We start from the raw sequence: 22778 nt of genomic DNA, 5'->3' as shown, positions 1-22778 counted from the left end.
TATTTACGGTTAAACGGTCTAGTAGTTGAAACGGTAGGCCAGGGTGGCGGTGAACTGGGTCGGCGGAATCGGGTTCACGCTGTAGTTCTCGTGCACGTAGTAGTTGTACTCGTTGGTCACGTTCGACACTTTCGCCATCAGCGACAGGTTTTTGAAAGCATACCCCGCGCTCAGGTCGAGCTGGGTATAGCCTTTCACCGGGATGGTCCTGTTCGGCACTGCTGCCGGCTGGCCCACGGTGTTGTTCCAGCCCGCGCCGCGGTCGCCGGTGTAGAAGGCGGTGGCGCCGAGTTTCAGGCCTTTCAGTCTGGTGGCCACGAAAGTGTAGAACACGCTGGCGTTGGCCGTGTGGTTAGGGTTGTTCACGAGGCGGTCGCCTTTGTAATAGGCGCCTTTGGTGCCCGGTGATTTGGAAACATAAATTTCATTGAAGCTGTAACCGGCCACGATGTCGAGGCCCGGCAGGGGATGACCGGCAATGTCGATCTCCACGCCCTTGCTGGTGGTTTCACCGATCAGCGCCTTGATGTTGGTATCGTTGTTGGGCTGGCCGTCTTTGCGGAAAGGAGCGGTCTGCGCCAGGTTGTTGTTTTTGATGATGTAACCGGTCACGTTGAAAGACAGCATGCCTTTGAACAGGTCGTTCTTTACACCGATCTCGTACTGGTCGATGATGGACGGTTTCACGGCGTTGCTGTCGATGTCCAGGCCGGTGTTCTGTGTGAAGGAATTGGAATAGCTCGCGAACACCGCCGTGGTGGGGATGGGTTTGTATACCAGGCCCAGGCGGGGCGAGAACACCTTGTCGGTTTTACCGGTGGTGTAGCTGGTCACATTGGTTTTGATGTCGAGAATTTCGGGCTTGCCGCTTTCGAGGTACGACCAGCGGATGCCGGCGAGGAATTTCAGTTTTTCAGAAATGCTCACCAGGTCCTGGATGTATACGCCCACACGGGTGGTCGGCGTGATGGTCCTTCTGGTTTTGGCCGCCGCGGGAATATCGGTGCGGGGCACGAATTTGCCGGGATTGAAAATGTTGATGGAGTCGTAGATCTTGCCGGTTATGTCGTAAGTGAACGCCGTGCTTTTGTATTTGTCGGCGTCCGCGCCAAACAGCAGGGTATGCTGTACGGCACCGGTTTTGAACTTGCCGGTAAGGTCTACCTGCGCCATGTAATAATCTTCATCGTTGTTCAGCCTGCCCAGCGGACGGCCCCAGTCGCCGTTGGCCAGCGCCTGGATCCTTTCCAGCGAATAATAATCGCGGTTGTATTTCTGGTAGGCCGCCATGCCGCTGATACCCCAGCTGTCGTTGAACTCGTGGCGGATGGTGGCGTTGGCCGTTCCCTGCTGCGTTTTGGCATATTGCCAGGGCGCACCGAGGAAGGTGTTGCGCGGCAGGTCAGACAGTTTGGTGTTGCCTACGGAACCGATACCGAAATCCGGGGTGAAGTCGTGTTTCAGGTAATCGCCCTGCACCAGCAGCTCGGTACGGTTGCCGAGTTTGAAGAGCAGGGAGGGGTTTACATAATACCGTTTGGAGCTGACCTGGTCGCGGAAGCTGTTGGCGGACTCGTAAGTACCGTTCACGCGGTAGGCCACACCCGATGAAACGGGGCCGTAAATATCGAAAGAAGGTTTGTACAGGTCATAGCTGCCCAAGCGCATCGACACTTCGCCGCCGCCGTTGAACTTCGGTTTTTTGGTCACCATGTTCAGCACGCCGCCGGGGGCTACGTTACCGAACAGGATAGCCGCGCTGCCTTTCAGCACCTCCACTTTCTCGAGCGAGCTCATTTCGGGCATCACGCCGGTGTTCACCCGGAAGCCGTTTTTGAACATGTTGTTGCTGGAAAAACCGTAACCGCGGGCGGAAAAGCTTTCCTGCGTACCGGCGCGGGTAGTGGCGAGGTATACGCCGTTGATGTTTTTCACCACGTCGCTGAGGCGCTGCGCCTGCTGGTCGCGGATAACGTTTTCACCTACCGTGGCGATGGCCTGGGGCAGGTCGAGTACCGGAACGGGCAGCTTGCTGATGCTAACGGGTTTGTCGTTCTGGCTTTTGCGGTCGGTTACGATCACCTCCGCCAGCTGGCTGGCCGTTTCTTCGAGGGAGATATTCAGTTCCAGGCCCTGGTCGGCAGCGAGGGTGATGGTTTGCTGCTGCGGTTTCAGGCCGATGGATGAGATGTAAAGCGTATAAGTGCCGGGTTTCAGGTTCCGGATGGAGAAAGCGCCGTTTTCGCCGGTGGTGGTGCCGCGGTTCACTTCTTTGATCACCACGGTCACAAAAGAGGCCGGTTTCCCGTCAACAGTGGTAATAATCCCTTTTACGGCGCCTTTGGGGGCGTTTTCAGGGGTTTCTTCCGCTGCGGGAGCCGTGGCGCCCACCGGGGCCATGGCGATGATTTCCTGGGCGGATGCTGCGTAATTTCCAATCAAACCTGCGAGTAGCAATAAGTAGATATGTTTCACCGGGCGTTAAATTTTTTGCAAAGGAAACGACTGTAAGAAGTTTAAACAGGTCCGATCGGGAAATCCATTTACGCAATCCGGAAAAATTAGAAATCCTGCCGGATGGATGACGGGGGGAATGACGTCCCCGGCCGGCCATTTCCGCCCGGCAAGGGCGGATTGAGCCAGCTTACGGGTGCAGCCTCATCTGGAAACCGTTCTGTATCAGCCCGGTTTTCAGGTTTTCAGGCCAGCTCTCCAACGGGAAATTCTTCTTCTCCGGCCTAATTTGTTGATTATCAAACCAACTCCCATCCGGAAACCGTTCTGCATCAGCCCGGGTTCCCGATTTTCAAGTCAGCTCTCCAACCGGCGAATTCTTCTCTCTTCGGCCTAATCTGTTGATTATCAAACTAACTCCAACCGGGAAATTCTTCTTTCTTCAGCCTAATCTGTTGATTATCAAACCAACTCCAACCGGGAAAGCCCTCATGTCACTAACCACTAGTTGGTTTTCGCGCCGGCCGGATAGCCAGCACCGACGGCTGAATATTGGGGAAGCGGCCTGTTACAGTTATGATTATATATGTAGATATTAATATTTCCACGATATCCCAATCTGATTACTATCTATTTACTCCCTGATTAATTCCTTCCTTTAATAGAAGGGAGTATATAGGAAGGAAATAGGTCGTATATAGGAAGCATATAGGGCGTATATCAACTAAAACACAATATCAGTAACGGTTTCAGACAAAGTAAAACCTTTTGGGAAATCACCTGAACACCGGAGGCAGACAAGGGGAAGACTATTTGCGTTGATTATCAGTTAATTAAAGTCTTCTCGCTAACTGGCCAGGGGATAGGTTTTGTTCGCCGGCGGCAGGAGGCATCATGGAAAGGCGCCATAAAAAGATCGATCAATTGGGGCGATGCCGGCAGATGAGGGCCTCCCATGTGTTTACGGGGCGTTCAAAGGCCGGAAGAACGCGTTACCTGGCAGCGCCAAAATAAAAAGCGGGACCGTCCAGGTCCCGCTTCTCTGTATACGATCGCGGCGAAAATTATACGGCCGGTTCCTGCTGGCTCAGGCAGTGGAAGCTGCCCAGGCCCCAGATGATGTCGGTGGAATCGATGCCCACCACTTCACGGTCTTTGAAGCAGCCGGCGATGATGCCGAGCGCCTCGTCGTCCTTCTTACACTGGAACGTGGGCACAATCACATATTTGTTGCTGATATAGAAGTTAGCGTAGGAGGCCGGCAGGCGCTGGTCTTCAAACACCACAGGGTCGGGCATGGGCAGCGGCACGATGTTCAGCTGTTTGCCGTTGAGCAGCCGCATCTGCTGCAGCTGGCGGAGGTTTTGCTGCAGCAGCGCATAGTTTTCGTCCTGTTTGTCGGTTTCGATCACCGTCAGCACCGTGTCTTCATTCACAAACCGGATGGTGTCGTCGATGTGCCCGTCGGTATCGTCGCCCACGATGCCTTCTTCCACCCACAGCACCTGTTCGGCGCCGTAATACTGGTGCAGGTAGTTTTCCACCTGACCGCGGTTGAGGTGCGGGTTGCGGTTTTCGTTGAGCAGGCAGCAGGTAGAGGTGAGGATGGTGCCCTTGCCGTTGAATTCCACCGAGCCGCCTTCCATGATAATGCCGGGATTGAACAGCGGCAGGTTAAAATGGCGGGCGATGAGGGTGGGGATGATATCGTCCTGGTCGAACGGCGGGTATTTGCCGCCCCAGGCGTTATAGTTCCAGTCTACCACCGCCTTTTTTTCCGCGGCGGAAGGATTGATCAGGAAAGCCGGGCCATGGTCGCGGCACCAGGCGTCGTTGGTGGGGTGATGGAAAAATTCCACGTTGGCCATGTTCACGCCGGCGGTCTGTAAATGGCCGGTGGCGAAGGATTGCATGGCGGCGTCCGCCACGTTGATGCGCACTTTTTCGCTGTCGGCCAGGTATTTGACGAAGCGGCTGTAATGCGGAAAGATGGTATGGATTTTCCCCGGCCAGCTCGCTTCCTTATGCGGCCAGCTCAGCCATGTGGCGGTATGGGGATGAAATTCTGCGGGGAAAAAATATCCCAGCTGCTGCGGTGTCGGATGCGTCATGCTTCGTCGTCGATATATCTTTTAGTGATGGGTTGGTAGGAGTCGATGCGGCGGTCGCGCAGGAAAGGCCAGTGCGTGCGGTAGCGGTCGGTTTTGCTCAGGTCGAGCTCGAGCACCACTACTTCCTCGCCTTCGTGCGGGCTTTGATACAGCACGGTGCCGAAGGGGTTGGCGATAAAGGAGCCGCCCCAGAATTTCATCAGGCCGTCCTGTTCCAGGCCCACGCGGTTCACGCTCACCACGTGTATGCCGTTGGCCACGGCGTGGCTGCGCTGGATGGTTTGCCAGGCGTTGTACTGTTCGGTGTTGGTCGCCTCGTCCTGGCTGGTGGCCCAGCCGATGGCGGTGGGGTAGAAGAGGATTTCCGCGCCCATCAGTGCCGTGATGCGGGCCGCTTCGGGGTACCACTGGTCCCAGCAGATGAGCACGCCGATGGTGGCGAACTTCGTTCTGAACACTTTATAACCCAGGTCGCCGGGGGTGAAATAAAACTTCTCGTAATACGCCGGGTCGTCCGGGATGTGCATTTTCCGGTATTTGCCGAGGTAGCTGCCGTCTGCGTCCAGCACGGCGGTGGTGTTGTGATACAGCCCTTCCGCGCGTTTCTCGAACAGCGAGGCGATGATCACCACGCCCAGCTCTTTGGCCACCTTGCCGAGCGCTTCGGTAGAAGGGCCGGGAATGGGCTCCGCGAGTTTGAAGTTGTCATAATCTTCCACATCGCAGAAATAAAGAGAGGTGAACAATTCCTGCAGGCAGATGATCTGCGCGCCCTTCGCGGCGGCCTCCTTTACTTTGACGATGGCTTTTTCCAGGTTCTGCGCCTTGTCGGCAGAACAGCTCATCTGAACGAATCCGGTTTTTACTTTTGCCATTGAATACCCATTGTTAAAACGGGTACAAAGGTATGAAAAACCCGTCTTTTCATCCCATATTACCTTCGTTCCGTACCATTTTGCGGCGGCGCGTAGGGAGGTTTATTATTATTGCAGTAAAGAACACCGAGTATGAATATGATCAGGAAAGCGGAATTATGGCTGGCAACGGGTTTATACCTGCTGGTGATTTTCGCTGTTTTATATCCCTCCGCCTACTATTACGATATGCCGGGCATGTTTGACGTGGAACGCCGGTTCCTCAATCATAACATGGAATTTGATTTTTTCGTCCATTATCTGATGCCCAAACTGATCATCTCCACCGTCATATATGGCAGTTTCGTGCTGGTCAACCACCTCATCATGCCGAAGCTGATGGAGCGGGGGAAATATACCTACGGCATCCTGCTGCTGGTGGCCACCGCCCTGGTCTTCTTCGCGTTCACGACGGTGGCGTATTCTTACCGGTACGGGTATATGCTGGGGTATAAAAGGATTCCCGATTTTCACGACTGGTGCGCGGGCAGGGCCGTTTTTTTCACCTTCATCACGGCGGCCCTGTACGCGGGGTATTACGGACTGAAGTATATGTATTTCCGCTACCTGCACGCAACATTCATGGAGCGGCAGATCTGGCGGAAAGTGACGGTGGAGATGATGCTGATGCTGGCCGGCTGGGTGGTATGGATGGTGGTGCTGGCGCAGGACAACCGCCACGCCGCTTTCCGCGCGGTGTTCTGGACGGGCCTGGGTTACCTCGGCCTGTACATCATCCTGTACTACTTCGTGTTCCCGCCCTTCCATCGCAAAGAACAGCGCTGGCCCATCCTCTGGCGCAACCTGCTGCTGCTGATGGCCGCTTTCACCGGCGCGTCGGTGATGATGATCGGGCTCACGACCCGTATCCATAACATGGGGGTCGTGATGTCGCTCAACATCTGCGGGGCGGTGCTGTTCATCCTGCCGCTGGCGTTTATCCTGTCGAAAGTGAGGATGAAGGAAAAAAATGAGGTGTTGAATTTGGAAAAAGCGCTGGGTCGTTCTTCCGCCAATCTGGACTTTCTGCGCTCCCAGATCAACCCTCATTTTTTATTCAACGCGCTCAACACCCTCTACGGCACGGCGCTCCAGGAAAACGCGCCCCGCACCAGCGAAGGCGTGCAGAAGCTGGGCGACATGATGCGGTTCATGCTGCATGAGAACCACCAGGAAAAAATCGAACTGACGAAGGAAGTGGCTTACCTGCAGAATTATATCTCCCTGCAGAAGCTGCGCACGCAAAGTTCGCCGGATATCAAGATAGAAGTGAACATCCGGGAGGAAGACTGCGAGCATATGATCGCGCCGATGCTGCTGATCCCCTTCGTGGAAAACGCGTTCAAGCACGGCATCAGCCTGCGCAGCAAAAGCTGGATAGTGGTATCGCTGGGCTGCACGGAACGGTACATTTATTTCGATGCGTATAACAGCGTGCATCCCAAACCGGAGAACGATCCGGAAAAGGCGAGCCTGGGCATCGGCCTCAATAACGTGCGGCACCGGCTGGCGCTGCTGTACCCCGGCAAACACGAGCTGAGCATCCGCGAAACGAACACCGAGTTTTTTGTACACCTTACGATCGACACACAATAAAACGTACCTTACAGGAATGAAAATGACTGCCATTGCCATTGATGACGAGCCCGTCGCATTGTCCGTAATAGAGGCCCACGCCGCCAGGGTGCCGTTTATGGAAATGAAGGGTTTTTTTACCAATGCCTTTGAAGCCATGGAGCTGCTGCGCCTCGAAAAGATCGACCTGATTTTCCTCGATATCAAAATGCCCGACATCTCGGGCCTCGAATTCCTCGCCAGCCTCCACGAACCGCCGATGGCCGTGTTTACCACCGCTTATTCGGAACACGCGGTGCAGAGTTTCGAGCTCGACGCGGTCGATTATCTCCTGAAACCTTTTTCGCTGGCGCGTTTCCTGAAAGCCTGCAACAAAGCGCACAGCCTGCTGCAGCTGCGGCAGGAGCGGCCCCAGCAGCAGGACTATATCTTCATCAAAAGCGGGTACGAACAGTATAAAGTGGAACTGGCCGAGGTGCTTTATCTCGAAAGCGCCGGCAACTACGTGAACTTCGTGCTGAAAGATAAAAAAGTGATCTCCCGCCTCTCCATGCAGGAGGCGCTGGCCTTGCTGCCGCCCGCGCAGTTCACGCGCGTGCACCGCTCCTACATTGTGGCCAATCACCAGGTAGACCGTATCGACCGTACCAGCGTGTATATCCGCCAGGCCATGATCCCCATCGGGGCCGCTTACGGCGAGGCCGTGGCGCGGCTGACCGTTTAAATATTCTGGCGCGAATGCCGTATATTTGGACAAAATCTAAACCGAACATGCAAAAGTTCTCCCTGTTACTGGCAGCCGGTTTGCTGATCGCCGCCGCCTCCTATGCCCAGTCCGCCATTGAGCCCGCCAAACCCGGCATTACCTACGGTAAAGCCGTTACCGCCGAACAGGCCGTAGCCATTCCCGAATTACAGCAGAAACTGCAGGCCGATACCGCTTTTACCGGGAAGATCGAAGGAAAAGTAGTGGAAGTATGCAAAAAGAAAGGCTGCTTCATGAAACTGGAAAGGCCCACCGGCGACGCCATCATGGTGAAGTTCACCGACTACGCATTTTTTATGCCGCAGAACATCGTGGGTAAAACCGTGGTGGTGGAAGGAGTGGCCCGCGTGAATGAAACTTCCGTGGAACGCCTGAAACACTTCGCCGAAGATGCCGGCAAGAGCAAGGAAGAGATCGCCAGAATCACCGCCCCGAAAAAAGACATCGTGATCGTGGCCGACGGTGTGCTGGTGGTAAAATGATTATACCGTCATAAAAGACCTGATTTCCCAGATCAATACGGCAGTGTTGACCCGGTCCAGCGGATGTCTGGTATCGGGCAGCACCGTCAGCGAGGCCTGCGGCATATGCCGGTAGGCCTGCACGGTTTCTTCGATGCTCACCATGGCATCGCGGTCGCCAACCATCACCCTTACGGGCACGGTTATCTGTGAAAGGGCGTCTGCCGTGAGCAGGGGCTCGCCGCCGAGGTTTTCCATCATCACGGCCGTAGCCGTCAGCAGCTGTTCCCATTCCTGTTCGCCATGCAACTGCTGTTGCCGGGCCGCGAATGCGGGCGCCTTTTCCAACAGCACGGCGGCATTCAGCTGCCGCACTTCTTTGGCCGCCGATTCGGGCGACCAGTCGAATTTGGTGGCCAGCGTAAGGATGCGGCTGAACGATGCGGGCGATTGCAGGGCGGCATGCAGCGCAACATATCCGCCCATGCTGTAGCCGAAAACCGCTACCGGCGCCAGTTTCTGTTCATGAATATATTCCAGCAGCTGTTCGGCGAACATGTTGATGCTGAGTGGCATCACCGGTAAAGGGGATCCGCCGTGGCCATGAAAATTAAAACGGTAAACGGTATACTGGCCCGACAACAGCTCGGCGATGGCATCAAAGTCGGAATGGGCGCCCAGCGCGCCGTGCAACAACAGTAAGGCTGGTTTCATATATTCGTGGGGTTTATGAAAGAAACGCGGATTATTTCGCTAATTTAACCTATATTTATAGCTCCGAATACACCGCCAATCAAATCCTGATACACATTATTACCGAATAAATATATTCCCGCCTGAACGCATTGTCCTCGAAAACCCTCATGCGCAGCAGGAAAGTGAGTAAAAATGGATAATACCCGCAGCGTGCAAACGCTGCGGTTTTTTTATGCGGTCAACTGAAGTGTGAACGATGTCAGGCGGTTATTTCGATCGGCTGGCCGAACTGGACCAGGTAACCGTTGTTGTCGTAAATGCCGAACTCGCGCATGCCGTAGTCGAAGTCCTGCACGGGGAAACATACTTCCGCCTTGTCTTTGACTTTCTCCCACAGCTCGTCGATGCCCTTGTCTTCGTCTACCTGGATATAAATACCCGCGGTAAAAACAGGCGCGTTGAACGGCTCTCCGGTATTAAAAGGGAATTTGGCAAGCGGGTGCACCAGCTCTACCGTTACATCATCCTTGTGGATGGAGGCTACTTTCCAGTCCTCGTCCAGTTTATTGCAGGTAAAGTCCAGCACGGACACATAAAAATCCACGGTCTCCTTTAACGAAGGAGCCGTTAACTGGGGGATGGGCGACAGCAGTTTCATAAACGCTATAAGTTTTCCGGGTTAAGGTGTACAGTTGTAAATGCTCTCAGGTAAATATAAATAAAAAACCCGTTCATCCGCCGCAGACTTTTTTTGATGAATACGTTCTGCGGATAAATTATCCGGAATGGGGGATCACCTTCCCTGGTATTACATTTTCCGTTCGCAATTCGCGAAATGAATACAGCCGTTTGCGTATGGCATTGAATTCCAATAGACAGGAATTACTTCCCCAACCACTTTTTGAACTCCCCGGCCTTCAACCGGCTGATGATCACTTCCTCATGGGGAACGGGATGGGTCACCAGTTTCAGCTTGCCGTCGAACCACACCACCACCTGTTTCACCGCGGCGTAATTCACGATGAACTGCCGGTTGGCGCGGTAAAACTTCTCCGGGTCGAGGCCGGCTTCCAGCTCTTCGAGATTTTCGTCGATGATGTAATCGTCGCCGGCCTGCGTTTTGAGATGGTTGATGCGGTCTTTGGTATAGATGAACGATACTTCGTCCGCCCCGACGGAAAACAGGCGGCTGCCTTTTTTGACGAGGAAGCGGTTTTTGTAGGACCGGCCTTCGTGGCGGATCGATTGCAATACCTTCAGCATGTCGGCCGTGGTATCCGATGGCTGCGGCGTTTGTGAAAGATATTTGGCCAGCGCGGATTCGAGGTCTTTTTTCTTCAGGGGCTTCAGCAGGTAGTCGACGCTGTTGTACTTGAAGGCTTTCAGGGCGTATTCGTCAAAAGCGGTGGTGAAGATGATCCTGCTGCCCACCTGTACCTTTTTGAAGATGTCGAAACTCTTGCCGTCGCCCAGCTGGATGTCGAGAAAAATCAAATCGGGCTCGGGGTTGTTTTTCAGGTAGTCCACGGAAGCTTCCACCGTGTGGAGGGTGGCGATGATGTCGATTTTTTCCGTGCTTTCTTCCAGCATTTTGGCCAGCCGTTGCGCCGCCAGCTTTTCGTCTTCTATGATGAGTACTTTCATGTCAGCTTGATTTGGATACGTGTATAGGTGAAAACTGGTCTGTGTGTATGAGGGGAACGATAACTTTAAAGCGATGCGTTTCTTCGAGGATGTACAGCTGCTCGCTCTTTTCGAGAAGCCGGTACCGTTCGGTGAGGTTGAGCAGGCCGGTTTTTTCGGAGTAGCCGGAGGTGTCTTTTTTCTGCAGGTTGTTTTCGATGTGCAGGTTATGGGCGCCGTCCGTATGGATACTGATTTTCAGCGGCCTTTCCGGGGTGGCCACGTTGTGCTTCACGGCGTTTTCCACCAGCAGCTGCAGCACGAAGGGCGGCAGCAGGTAGTCGAGGTGCTGTTCGCCGATGTCGATGCTGATCAGCAGCGCATCGTCGAACCGGGTTTTCAGCATCAGCACGTACGATTCGATGAAAGCCAGTTCTTCCTGCAGCGTGGTGAGCTCGCGCTGGTTCTTCCTGAGCAGGTAGCGGTATACGGACGACATTTCTTCCACAAAATGTTCGGCTTTATCGGGGTCTGCATGGATCAGCGAGCTGAGCGTGTTGAGGCTGTTGAACAGGAAGTGCGGTTTGATCTGGTCTTCGAGGAATTTGTACTGGCTGTCGAAATTGATCTTGCGCAGCTGCTCCGACTGCTCGTGTAACTGCTGCCATTGTTTGATGTAATACAGTCCTTCGTATATCCCCACCACCACCAGGGAAATGATGATGGTCATGCCTTCGATCTGCACGAACGACTGCCAGCGGATTTTCGACATGTTCAGCAGCTGCTCCAGGAGCCCGTTGAGCAGGGTGCAGGCCACGGTGAGGGGAACGAGCTGTGCCATGATGATGCGCAGGCGTTTGTTGCGGTTGTTGATGCCCGGCACCTTTTTGCGCACGCCCAGCGTAACGCAGGCGGTGCCCAGCCAGATGGCGGAGGAAAACACCGAGCAGGTGAACAGGTCCAGCAGGCCAATGTTCTGGTAAAAGAAAGTGAGCTGAAACAGGATGGTGATGACACACCCGTATATAGCAAGATGTTTTACTTTCATAGCTGAATATAACAAAAAAGTGCTCCCGCTGCAAAGGTAACCCGGGAGGCGCTGCGGCCGGATACATTTCAGGCGGCTTTTCCGGCATTTCAGGGTTGATTTTCCCGCCTTTCCCCGTTGAGGGTATTTATCCCTATATTTGCCGGGGGCTATAATTCAAGTATTGAGCATGCAACAATCATCATTGTTAACTCTGTTAAAACATCATTTCGGCTACGCGGAATTCAGGCATAACCAGCAGGCAATCATCGAAAATGTACTGCAGGGGAACGATACCCTGGTGCTGATGCCGACGGGCGGCGGCAAATCGGTTTGCTACCAGCTGCCGGCGCTGGCGTTGCCGGGCCTCACCATCGTGGTGTCGCCGCTGATCGCGCTGATGAAAGACCAGGTGGACGCATTGCGGCAGAACGGCATTGCGGCGGCCTATCTCAATTCCACCCTGTCGATGTCCGAACAGCAGAACGTGATGCACCTGCTCCGCAACCGGCAGCTGAAGCTCCTGTACCTGGCGCCGGAACGGCTGATCGGGGAAGGGAACTTCCTGCAATTGCTGGGCGAGCTGGACGTGTCGCTGTTCGCCGTTGACGAGGCGCACTGTATCAGCCACTGGGGGCACGATTTCCGGCAGGAATACCTGTCGCTCGGGCAGCTGAAAGACCGTTTCCCCCATGTGCCGGTGATCGCCCTCACGGCCACGGCCGACGGGCTGACGCGGCAGGACATCCTCGACAAGCTCAATCTCCGCCATTACACCGTTTTCGAAAATTCTTTCAACCGTCCCAATATTTATTACGGCATCCGCTCCAAGCGGAACCACTTCGAGCAGCTCACGGCGTACCTGGAATCGCACCGCGACGACAGCGGCATTATCTATTGCCTGTCGCGCGCCGGTACCGAAGCCCTGGCGGCCGACCTCCAGGCCGAAGGTTTCTCCGCCGCGGCCTACCACGCCGGCCTCGAACGGCAGGTGCGGGAAGAGCGGCAGGACCAGTTTCTCCGCGACGAGGTGCGCATCATGGTGGCCACCATCGCCTTCGGCATGGGCATCAACAAAAGCAACGTGCGGTTTGTGGTGCATGTGGATTTGCCGAAGAACATCGAAGGCTATTACCAGGAAACCGGCCGTGCCGGGCGCGACGGGCTGGCCAGCGAGGCCATCCTGTTTTTCAGCGCGGGCGACGTGTTCAAAATGAAACGTTTCGCCAGCGTTGAAGGCAACGAAGCGCAGTCCGCCATCATGCTCAAAAAGCTGGAGCAGATGGCCGCGCTCTGCGAAACCCGCCAGTGCCGCCGCCAGTACCTGCTCCAGTATTTCGGGGAAGAGGCGCCGGACCAGTGCGGCAACTGCGACATCTGCCAGGGGCAGATCGAACGGGCCGACGGCACCATTGCCGCGCAGAAGTTCCTCAGCGCCGTATACCGCCTCCAGGAGCGCTTCGGCATGAACTACGTGGTGGACTTTCTGCGGGGCAGCAGCACCGTCAAGGAAGCCCACCAGGAGATCAAAACCTTCGGCATCGGGAAAGACATCTCAAAAGAACAATGGAAAAAATACGGCCGCGAGCTGATGCAGATGGGGTACCTCCAGCAGAGCGGCGGCGAATACCCCCTGCTGCAGCTCACCAATACCAGCTGGAACGTGTTGAAGGGGGAAGACAGGGTCATGTTCGACGTGGCGGCCCCGGAAACGGCGGCCAAATCGGGCCCCGACAAAAAAGGCGGGGAGATCGGGAACCCCGCATTGTTCCAGGAACTGAAACAACTGCGCCGCCAGCTGGCCGACCGTGAAAACGTGCCGCCCTACATCATCTTCTCCGACGCCACCCTGGTGGAACTGTGCAACTACCTGCCGCTGAAAGGCAGCGACCTCTCCAAAATTTCCGGCTTCGGCGACGTGAAGCTGGCCAAATACGGCGACGTATTCCTCGATGCGGTGCAGACCTTCTGCATCCGCCACCGCCTCAATACGCAGATGCACCTGAAAACCCAGGCGCGGCCACGTCCCCGTAAATCCCGCACGGAAACCGGCGGCACCCAGCGGCAGTCGCTCGACCTGTTCCTCGAAGGCCTGGCCATCGAAGAGATCGCCGCCCGCCGCAACCTGTCCGTCAGCACCATCGAAAACCATCTCGCCGAATTCGTGCGCAAAGGGGAGCTGGACGTGCGGGAACTGGTGCCCGACGAATACCGGGTAGCCACCATCCTCAAAACTGTGGAAGCCATGGGCGGCTACGCCATCGCCCCCATCAAGGAAAAACTGGGGAACGATATCACCTACGGCGAAATCAGGGCCGTGCTCAATTACTACTTCTGGCTGCAGGAACAGAGTTGATATTATTGGGATTTTTGCTTACTTTGTTTTATGCTTCCACGTTTTTTTGGTGATAAGCGTATATTCATCTCAGTTATTGATTTCATTACCCATTTCAAATCTTTAATCCAATGTCATCAACCACGAACCGCAGACATTTTTTACGCCAGTTAGGTATGTTCACCGCCGGCGCAACGCTTGGCCCGGCATTCCTGGCTGCCTGTAATAATGCCGGCAACAAGGCGGGCGCCGATTCCGCCAAAACGGACAGCACCGGCGGCGCAGGCGTAGCGAAAGACCTGTTCTTCAAAATTTCACTGGCCGAATGGTCGTTCCACCAGGCACTGTTCGCCGGCAAAATGAACCACCTCGATTTTGCCGCCAAAGCCAAACAGGATTACGGCATCACCGGCGTTGAATATGTGAACCAGTTCTTTAAAGACAAAGCGAAAGACAAAACCTACCTGGCCGACATGAAAAAGCGGGCGGACGATAACGGGGTGACCAGCGTACTGATCATGTGCGACGGCGAAGGCGAACTGGGCGACCTCGATGAAAAGAAACGCAAACAGGCCGTAGAGAATCATTATAAATGGGTAGAAGCCGCCCAGTTCCTGGGCTGCCATTCCATCCGGGTAAACGCCGCCGGCACCGGTACGGCGGAAGAAGTGTCCAAAGCCGCCATCGATGGTTTGGGCAAGCTGACCGACTTCGCCAAAGACTTCAACATCGGCGTGATCGTGGAAAACCACGGCGGTTATTCCTCCAACGGCATCTGGCTCAGCGATGTGATGAAAGGCGTGAACAAACCCGGTTGCGGCACCCTGCCCGATTTCGGCAACTTCTGCATCAACCGCTCCAAACCGGAAAACGATACGCCCGAAGCCTGGCATAAAACCAAATGCCTCGAGGAATACGACCGCTACAAAGGCGTGACCGAACTGATGCCGTTCGCCAAAGGGGTGAGCGCCAAATCGTACGACTTCGACGCCGAAGGCAACTGTATCGAAACCGACTACCGCAAAATGCTCAAAATCGTTAAAGACGCGGGGTATACCGGCTTTATCGGCATCGAATACGAAGGCCAGAAAGACGATGAGGCCACCGGTGTACGCAAAACGATGGAACTGCTGAAAAGGATCGGCGGCGAGCTCGGTTAACCGAACAATCGCGTTGGCCGCTTTGTTTTTTGTACAGGAATAAAATCATGCGATCATGCAAACAACACCCGGAGGAATGACCACACTGTCCGGCGTAATGACAGTGCTGAAAGAAAGAGGATACGATACCGAATTCCGTTTGCTGGAAGACGGCCGAGTACAAAACGCAGGCGACGAAGACGCGCCCAAATTCGAGGCCAATGCGCTGAAGATCATCCGCACGTACCGTTTCGAAGGCGATTCCAATCCATCGGACTCCGCGGTGCTCTACCTGCTGGAGCACACCAGCGGGCAGATCGGCTACATCATCAACGCCTACGGCGCCTACAGCGATTATGAAGGCGACCAGTTCGACGACTTTATCAGGAAAATGCCCGTGGAAGAACGGGACTTCGAATAAAAAAAAGCCGGCTGATGTTCTGCCGGCTTTTTTTTTCGTTATGGTATCAGGATATGGAGTTTGTCAGAACTTGATCACCACCTTGTCGCGGGTGATGCGGTAGGAAAACCCGACGCTGTCGCCCAGCACCGCCAGCATATCCTGCAGCGAATCGTTGCGGAACACGCCGGAAACGGCTTTGGATACCCGGTTGCTGCGGCCTTTCAGTTCTACCTCCACTCCAAACCAGTCTTCCATCTTCTTTAATACTGCCGGCAGCGGCGTATTGTCAAACACCAGTTTACCCGCCAGGCAGTCCTGCTGCTCCGCGAGGGTAAACGTTTCTTTTTCCATCAGGTCTATTTCTTTATTGGCCAGTATCATTTCGCCGGCGGAGAGGTTTTCGCGCTGGTTGTCGGTATCCGAATGGTACGATTTGCCGACGTTGGCGTTGCCGGCCAGCAGGTACATCGTGGCGCCCGACTGCTTTTCGAGCGAACGGATGCGGAAGTTGCCGGCCTGGCTGGTCACGTTGAGTTTATCGGTATTGAGCGTAAAGGGCAGTGGGAGGGTGCGCCGGATGGTGAAAAATGCTTCGCCGTCGAGGATCACATCGCGCTTGTGTTGCGGGAATCCCTGCGGAACATACAGGCGGGAGCGGGAATTGAGGATCACCAGCGTACTGTCCGGCAGCGTAAAAGTTTTGCGTACGCCGTAAGGGCACTGGTACGTGGTGTAGCGCTGGCCCGGCTGCAGCAGGGTGGAGGGCGTGGTGTGGCGGCCGGCCACGTAGTACAGGATCCCCGCAGTGATGAGGATGGCCATAATGAGGCTCAGCGCAACCGGTTGCCAGTTGCGGCGTTTTTTCATATACAGTGGAAACCGAGGGCGTCGGAATTGCTTTTGTGCTGCGCTCATCAGGCGTAAAGAGATTAGTTGCTGTCCAGGGATAAATATAATAAAAAAAAGTTCGCAAAATCACCTCATGGAAAATTCCATATATGTCAGAAAACTATCATGAGGCGCGTTTGTTTTTTGTTAAAACAATGGCATCCCCTTAATTTTGCCGCCCATGGAGCAACAATTATCGTTATCATTCGAGAACACGGCCATTGCCTTTGAACATATGTCAGACAAGGCGCTGAGAAGAGCCAATTTCCTGTTCAGCAACATCGGAAAGCCCTGGCTGGTGAAGTTCGGCGCATTTGCGACGCCTCTGGCCTTCAGGCTGCGCCTGCCGGTGAAAGGCCTCATCAAAAGCACCATTTTTAACCAGTTCTGTGGCGGCGAATCGCTCGAGGAAGCGGTGCACGCGGCGGAAGAGCTGGGCAAGTTCGGTGTGGGCGTGGTGCTCGACTACGGCGTGGAAGCCGTGGAAGGAGAAGATAATTACGATAACGCGGTGCCGGAATTCCTTCGCGCTATCCAGTTTGCTGCCGGCAAACCGCACATTCCCTTTATCGCCATCAAGGTAACCGGCTTCGCGCGTTTCTCCCTGCTCGAAAAACTCCACAGCGGCGCCCCGCTCGACAGGGCGGAGCAGGAAGAATTCGAACGCGTGCGCCAGCGCATCCGTACCATCTGCGGCGCCGCCGCCAAAGGAAAGGTAGGCGTGCTCGTGGACGCGGAAGAATCGTGGGTGCAGCAGCCGGTGGACGATCTGGCCGACGAAATGATGGCCCTGTTCAATAAAGAGCAGGTGATCGTGTACAATACGTTCCAGTTGTACCGCCACGACCGGCTCGACTTCCTCCAGGCCTCCTTCGAAAAAGCCCGCGCCGGCAATTACCTCCTGGGCGCCAAACTCGTAAGGGGCGCTTACATGGAAAAAGAAAGGAAACGCGCCGAAGAAGAAAATTACACCTCTCCCATACAGCCCAATAAAGACGCCGCCGACGAAGATTACGACGCGGCCGTGCGTTTCTGCTTCGACCGGCTCGAGCACCTCGGCCTGTTCATCGGCACCCATAACGAAGACAGCTGCATGCTGGCGGCGCGGCTGCTGCATGAAAAAGGCATCCCGCACAATCATCCCCGCGTGAGCTTTTCACAGCTCTACGGTATGAGCGACAACATCACCTTCAACCTGGCGCATGCAGGTTACCGCGTATCGAAATACCTGCCCTACGGGCCGGTGAAGGATGTGATGCCCTACCTTATCCGCCGCGCGCAGGAAAACACTTCCATCGCCGGGCAGATGGGCCGCGAGCTGAGCCTTATCCGCGAAGAGCTGCAGCGCAGGAAGCTGTAGAAAGGGGACTGTCGCAACGTTCATATGATGTAGCCGTTTCCTTCCAAACCGGCAAATGATTACTGTCAGCCGGTGGGATCATACATAAAGGAACGTTGTTTGCTGATGTTGCTTCTTTCAAACCGAAAATGACCACCGCCAGCCGGTGGAATCACACATAGCGAGAGATTGATCTGCTGATGCCGCTTCTTTCAAACCGAAAATGACCACCGCTAACGGTGAAACATACAAAACAAAAGAGGGTGTACCAAAACGGTACACCCTCGCTTTTTTTTGGGGATATCCAACGATGTAAGGCTAGTTCGCTTCTGTCAGCGGCACGGGGAACTTGTCCCATACTTTATCGCCGGCTCTCGGGTTGGGCAGCTGGTTGAGGCGGTTATACCGCCGCATGTCTACCCAGCGGTGGCCTTCCGCAAACAGGGAATACCGCCTTTGATGGAGCATTTCGGTGATCAGTGCGGCCTGCGTGATGGCGCCGACATATACCGGCACATTATGCGAAGTGCGGATGCGGTTCAGCGCCACGATGGCATCGGGGATCTGGTTCAGATTGATTTTCGCTTCCGCATAAATCAAAACCAGTTCTTCGTTCCGGATGATCGCCACCGGCGCGGTGTTGCTGGTGTAAATCCACACGTCGCGGTTGGACGTGAGGTTATCCGTCGTAACGGGCGCGGCGCGTACGGTGGCTTTACCGATGCGGTCGTCGCCGGGGGCGATGTCTGTGGCGTACGTGGGATAGGCCAGCCGGTTTTCGCCGGGATTGTTCTGTTGCAGGAAGAGGTTGTTCAACAGGTCGCCGGAACCGCCGCTGAAGATATGGTATATGCCCCTGCCGTGCGGGCCGTTGAGATCGAAGAACGATTCATTGAGCGCGGTGAGCGCGCCGGCCCACTGCTGGCGGTACACGGCCACCCTCGCAGCCAGTGCGCGGTTGAACTTCACCAGCCCGTCGGCGGTTTTGAATCCTGCAAACCCGTCCGATATCGGGAAGCTGATATTGCTGCCCGTGAGGTCGGCTTTCCCTTCATCCAGGATGGCCGCAATGTCCGTCAACGCTTCCGGGTAGGGTTTGATGGGCCCCAGCTGCGCGGCGTTTTTGACATCGGTGCGGATGCCGTTGGTATACGTCATCGTGAGGTTCATCAGCAGCTGATGCGCCATGATGGTTTTGGCGAAGCCGGTGTATCCCTTCTTCTGTTCGGCGGTCAGATACGCCGCATTGCCCACCGCCTCGATCAGGATGTTCGCCTGCCTTACCGCGCGGTAGCGCGATGCCCAGGGGTTGGTGATGTAAAAGGTATTGTTGTTCAGTTCGCCCTGCCCCATCAGCTCCGTGGTGTAGCGCGGCTCTGAGCCGGAGAAGCGGTATATCTCCCGGCCGAGGATGCTCACCGCGTCGTAATACGTATTCAGCGTGAAACGGGTGCTGGATTCCAGCGCAACAGCCAGGTTGTCGAGTTGCTCCTTGGTGGCGCCTTTGATGAGATCGTCCGCCACCGGGGTGTTGAGATTGGTGATTTCTCCTTTCTGGCAGGCCGGCAGTATGGCGGCGGCGGAAAGGAGAAGCAGGAATATTATGTTACTTGGTTTCATGGTTCAGTTTTTTTCGGTGATCAGAATGTTACGCCCAGGTGGAACATGGCACGTTTGGTAGAAGGGTACGGGGTCACTTCCACGCCGGTGGAAATGCCGGTACTGCCACGGGTGGTGGCGGTGGCCATGGTGTTGCTGCCGAAGTTGGACGACTCCGGATCGTAACTCTTGTAATCTGTAAAAGTGAACCAGTTGCTGGCGGATACGCCTACTTTAACACCAGTGATATAACGGTTCTTCGGGATGGGCACCTGGTAGTACAGCCCGATTTCACGGATGCGGAAATACGAAGCGTCCTGCACCCGCACGCTGGCGTCGTTGGCGCCGGCGGCGTTCATACGGTCCTGGCCGTCTTTGATGCCGTTGCCGTTTTTGTCGTGATCATAATCGTACGATGTGCCGAAAATGTCTGACAGGTATTCGGTGAGGTTGATATTGTCGCCGCCTTTTTTCCAGTGCATCATCACACGCAGGCTGAGATCGGAAAACAGCGTAAGGTCGTTGAAGAAGCTCATCTGGAAGTCGGGCTCCGAATTGCCGAGTACGCCCACGCCCTTGCCGGTGCCGAGGGTGCCGATGATCTGTGTGGCGGACTTGCCCTGTTCGATGAAGAAGTTGCCCAGCGTATTGCCGAATGCGCCCAGCGGGAATGCCGGGATGGTGAGGCGCGTTACTTCGGAAGTGTTTTTCCAGAAGTTGACCGTGGAAGTCCAGCGTACTTTACGCGTATCCACGGGGATGGCGTTGAGGCTCAGCTCGATGCCGTTGTTGCGGAGGTCGCCGCCGTTCACCCATTGTTGGAGGTACCCGCTGGAAGGCGGTACGGCGCGGCGGAGCAGCAGGTCGTAGATCTTTTTCTGGTAGTAAGTAGCGTCGAGGCTGAGGCGGCCGTTGAACATACTGATGTCGATGCCGGCTTCCAGCTCCGTCTGCCGTTCGGGCTCGATGTCTTCATTCCCGAGCTGCGTATCCACCAGCGAGCCGGGCTGCCCGCCGATGTTGCTGGCGGTGAGGGCGAGGAATTTGGCGCCGTAGGTGGGCACGTTGCCTGCCTGACCGTACGCCGCGCGCAGCTTCAGGCTGTTGATTTTCTCGATGTTCCAGAAGTCCATTTTCGCGAGGTTCCACGACAGGGACCCTTTCGGCAGCACGAGGTATTTTTTGTAGTCGCCGTTATTGGTGGAACGGTCGAACCGCACGCCGGCCGAGAGGGTGATGGCGTCTGCGATGAGCACGTCTTCCTGCACGAAAATACCGTTGTCGCGGTACTTCTGCCGGAACTGCTGCAGCTGCGAAGCGGAAGCCTGATCAACGTTCTGTTGCTGGGGCAGCAGGTTGGTGGCGATGGAAATGATATTGTCGAGGTAACTCGTTTCCAGCGTGGCGCCCAGCGAGGTGGTGAACGTGAGTGTAGGTTTGGCTTCGAAATAATTCACCAGCACGCCCATCAGGTTCGTGTTGAGGTTGTTGGTATTCCCCTGGATGGAAGCGCCGTTGAGGCCGCCTTTCATGAACTGGAGGGAGCGGGGGAACACGGCTTCCGTTTTCAGGTTGAAGAAGTCGATACCGCCGCGTACGATGAATTTGGTATTGGTCTGATCGTTCTGGTGCAGGGTGGCTTTTATTTCGCCGCCGGTGATCACGCGGTTCACCGTTTCGTTGTTGCGCATTTTATCCCTCGTTTCGAGGGGATTGGCGGCTTTGGGGTTCACCGGGTAATTGCCGAACTGGTCGGGGTGCAGCTCGAGGAATTCGGGGATGGTCGCCAGCGAAACGCCGTACGTTACGCTGTTATTATCGTTGTTGGTGAGGCCGCGGTCTGCGGAGGTATTCATATACGCCGTGCGTACCCCTACGGTGATGCGGTCGTTCAGCTGGTGGTCCACATTCAGGCGCACGGAATTGTTGAGGTAGCCGGAATTTTTGATGATGCCGGCTTCGCTGCGGCGGTTGGCGGAAAAGTACACGCCGGTGCGTTCGTTGCCGCCGTTGAGGCTTACGCCGGTATTGGAGATAAGGGCGTTTTCGCCGTACATCTCTTTTTCATAATCATAGAGTTTGCCGGCATTGCGGGCGGCAATGAACTGGTCGCGCGCGGGCGCGCCGCCCAGTGCAAAAGCGGTTTCTTCCGTGAAGCGGCGCACGCCCAGCAGCTTGCGCACTTTGGTCACGCCGAGGTCCTGCGTGAGGCGCACCGTGGTGCGGCCCAGCGAAGAGCCTTTTTTGGTGGTGATGATCATTACGCCGGCAGCCGCTTTGGAACCGTAAATAGCGGCGGCGGAGGCGCCTTTCAGGATCTCGATGTTCTCGATGTCTTCCGGATTGATGTCGGCAACACGGCTGGATGGATTGTCCTGGTTCTGCGGGTTACCGGCCGATGCCGCCGCAGTAATGATGTTGAGGCCCGCGGGCACACTTACGTTACTGATAAAAACACCGTCTACCACGTAGAGCGGCTGGGAGTTGCCGAAGATGGAAGTGACGCCGCGCATTTTAACGGACATGCCGCCGCCGGGCGCGCCGGAGTTGGCGTTGATGAGGGCGCCGGGGATTTTTCCGCTGAGGGCGGCATCGAAGGTCTGGGCCGGCGCAACGCCATACAGCTCTTTGGCGGAGATGGTGGCTACGGCGTTGGCGAGATTGCTTCGTTTAACGGAAGTGGCGAGGCCGGTCACCACCACTTCATCGAGGTTCGCATAGTCTTCCTGCAGCTGTGCGTCTACCGTGCTGCCGCTGACGACTGCCTGGAAGGTTTTGAAGCCGGTGAAGGAAAAGATGAGGGTGTTTCCCGGCGCCGCTTCGATGGAATAGCGGCCCTGGGGGTCTGTGATCGTGCCGCGGTTGGTTTGCTGTAAGCGCACGGTAACACCAGGAATGCCGTTCCCCGCGGCGTCGGTAACCCTGCCGGTTACTTTCTGCTGAGCGGCAGCCGTGATTGCGCTGCATAACAATAATAGCAGCAGCGTCCAGTTTCTGATCAGATGCATGATTTGGGCGATTTAGAGGTGATATAATTGACAATGGTTTTAAACGGGGCGGGCTCCGGCCATAGAGGCCGGCCGCTTAATGAGGCTCATTAAGGTGCATAAGAAAAGGTTTAGAGGTTGATAAAATAGTAATGTTTATACGACGTCTGCCGCGATGATGCGTTGGATGATTGCCAGGGTTACATATTTAGAGGTCCGGTGTTGCTGTATCAGTTTTTCTGCTTAAGATAGGCGCATCAAGGATCGACTTTTTAGCTTTTGATTCTGGATTGTCGCTCGGTTTTAGATTTTGGTTGATGATTAAATAAGGGTTTCTCACACTCGCTGTAATAATGCAGATTAAGAAAATTTGCCCGAAATGAGATTTGTTTATTATGCCCCTTTTATTTATATTATTTTTACTGCGAAATCCACGCGAAATCCACATTTTGGAACGCCCC

General features: G+C 55.3%; 17 protein-coding genes. 7 read left to right on the top strand and 10 right to left on the bottom strand.

What is annotated here, in order from left to right:
- Nucleotides 1-18 precede the first annotated feature (18 nt).
- The 3 genes from EGT74_RS00895 to EGT74_RS00885 all read right to left on the bottom strand — a co-directional run bounded on the left by EGT74_RS00895 (nt 19) and on the right by EGT74_RS00885 (nt 5410).
- Nucleotides 19-2475 (bottom strand): TonB-dependent receptor, encoded by a 2457-nt coding sequence (locus tag EGT74_RS00895; RefSeq protein WP_246008094.1) that lies wholly within the window; start codon nt 2473-2475, stop codon nt 19-21.
- A gap of 1043 nt (nt 2476-3518) precedes the next feature.
- Entirely contained in the window at nt 3519-4565 is a 1047-nt protein-coding gene (locus tag EGT74_RS00890; protein ID WP_123844587.1) for an agmatine deiminase family protein, read from the bottom strand.
- Nucleotides 4562-5410, bottom strand: a complete 849-nt coding sequence (locus EGT74_RS00885) for a carbon-nitrogen hydrolase (protein WP_246008093.1) — start codon at nt 5408-5410, stop codon at nt 4562-4564. Before EGT74_RS00885 ends, EGT74_RS00890 begins: the two co-directional genes overlap by 4 nt.
- 162 nt (nt 5411-5572) lie before the next feature.
- Here EGT74_RS00885 and EGT74_RS00880 point away from each other — a divergent pair, with 162 nt between their 5' ends.
- Genes EGT74_RS00880 through EGT74_RS00870 form a run of 3 tightly spaced genes read left to right on the top strand, consistent with a single transcriptional unit; the run spans nt 5573 to nt 8302 of the window.
- The gene (locus tag EGT74_RS00880) at nt 5573-7075 is read left to right on the top strand and encodes a sensor histidine kinase (RefSeq protein ID WP_123844584.1); all 1503 of its coding nucleotides are present in this window, start codon (nt 5573-5575) and stop codon (nt 7073-7075) included.
- 16 nt (nt 7076-7091) lie between these two features.
- Nucleotides 7092-7778: a LytR/AlgR family response regulator transcription factor gene (locus EGT74_RS00875; protein ID WP_220392786.1), complete on the top strand. Its 687-nt coding sequence runs from the start codon at nt 7092-7094 to the stop codon at nt 7776-7778.
- A 47-nt stretch (nt 7779-7825) separates the two neighbouring features.
- Nucleotides 7826-8302 carry a DUF4920 domain-containing protein gene (locus EGT74_RS00870; RefSeq protein ID WP_123844583.1) on the top strand — a complete coding sequence of 159 codons (477 nt, stop codon included), beginning with the start codon at nt 7826-7828 and terminating at the stop codon, nt 8300-8302.
- On the opposite strand, the gene EGT74_RS00865 is transcribed toward EGT74_RS00870, so the two are convergent.
- The 4 genes from EGT74_RS00865 to EGT74_RS00850 form a co-directional block, all read right to left on the bottom strand.
- Nucleotides 8303-8995: an alpha/beta fold hydrolase gene (locus EGT74_RS00865; RefSeq protein WP_123844582.1), complete on the bottom strand. Its 693-nt coding sequence runs from the start codon at nt 8993-8995 to the stop codon at nt 8303-8305.
- A gap of 241 nt (nt 8996-9236) precedes the next feature.
- Complete coding sequence (locus tag EGT74_RS00860; protein WP_123844580.1) at nt 9237-9635, bottom strand: VOC family protein; 399 nt, start codon at nt 9633-9635, stop codon at nt 9237-9239.
- A 224-nt stretch (nt 9636-9859) separates the two neighbouring features.
- Entirely contained in the window at nt 9860-10621 is a 762-nt protein-coding gene (locus EGT74_RS00855) for a LytR/AlgR family response regulator transcription factor (protein WP_123844579.1), read from the bottom strand.
- Between the two features lies 1 nt (nt 10622).
- On the bottom strand, nt 10623-11648 hold the full coding sequence (locus EGT74_RS00850; protein WP_123844577.1) for a sensor histidine kinase: 1026 nt from the start codon (nt 11646-11648) through the stop codon (nt 10623-10625).
- Between the two features lie 184 nt (nt 11649-11832).
- On the opposite strand from EGT74_RS00850, the gene recQ reads away from it, so the two are divergent.
- From recQ to EGT74_RS00835, 3 genes are all read left to right on the top strand, one after another.
- Entirely contained in the window at nt 11833-13983 is a 2151-nt protein-coding gene (recQ, locus tag EGT74_RS00845; protein ID WP_220392785.1) for a DNA helicase RecQ, read from the top strand.
- Between the two features lie 110 nt (nt 13984-14093).
- Nucleotides 14094-15122, top strand: a complete 1029-nt coding sequence (locus EGT74_RS00840) for a sugar phosphate isomerase/epimerase family protein (protein ID WP_123844575.1) — start codon at nt 14094-14096, stop codon at nt 15120-15122.
- Between the two features lie 55 nt (nt 15123-15177).
- Complete coding sequence (locus EGT74_RS00835) at nt 15178-15522, top strand: hypothetical protein (RefSeq protein WP_123844573.1); 345 nt, start codon at nt 15178-15180, stop codon at nt 15520-15522.
- A 63-nt stretch (nt 15523-15585) separates the two neighbouring features.
- On the opposite strand, the gene EGT74_RS00830 is transcribed toward EGT74_RS00835, so the two are convergent.
- Entirely contained in the window at nt 15586-16371 is a 786-nt protein-coding gene (locus EGT74_RS00830) for a FecR family protein (protein WP_158617946.1), read from the bottom strand.
- 202 nt (nt 16372-16573) lie between these two features.
- Here EGT74_RS00830 and EGT74_RS00825 point away from each other — a divergent pair, with 202 nt between their 5' ends.
- Nucleotides 16574-17752, top strand: coding sequence for a proline dehydrogenase family protein (locus EGT74_RS00825; RefSeq protein ID WP_123844571.1), 1179 nt, complete (start codon nt 16574-16576; stop codon nt 17750-17752).
- A gap of 297 nt (nt 17753-18049) precedes the next feature.
- Here EGT74_RS00825 and EGT74_RS00820 read toward each other — a convergent pair whose 3' ends face one another.
- Both EGT74_RS00820 and EGT74_RS00815 read right to left on the bottom strand, forming a co-directional pair.
- Nucleotides 18050-19351 carry a RagB/SusD family nutrient uptake outer membrane protein gene (locus EGT74_RS00820; protein ID WP_123844570.1) on the bottom strand — a complete coding sequence of 434 codons (1302 nt, stop codon included), beginning with the start codon at nt 19349-19351 and terminating at the stop codon, nt 18050-18052.
- Nucleotides 19352-19371: 20 nt separating this feature from the next.
- Nucleotides 19372-22338 carry a SusC/RagA family TonB-linked outer membrane protein gene (locus tag EGT74_RS00815; RefSeq protein ID WP_123844569.1) on the bottom strand — a complete coding sequence of 989 codons (2967 nt, stop codon included), beginning with the start codon at nt 22336-22338 and terminating at the stop codon, nt 19372-19374.
- Between the last annotated feature and the right edge of the window lie 440 nt (nt 22339-22778).

The sequence above is a fragment of the Chitinophaga lutea genome (genome assembly GCF_003813775.1).
GTDB classification, from domain to species: Bacteria; Bacteroidota; Bacteroidia; order Chitinophagales; family Chitinophagaceae; genus Chitinophaga; species Chitinophaga lutea.
Note: the sequence above shows the minus strand (reverse complement) of the source record. Positions and strands in the feature narration are given on the sequence as shown.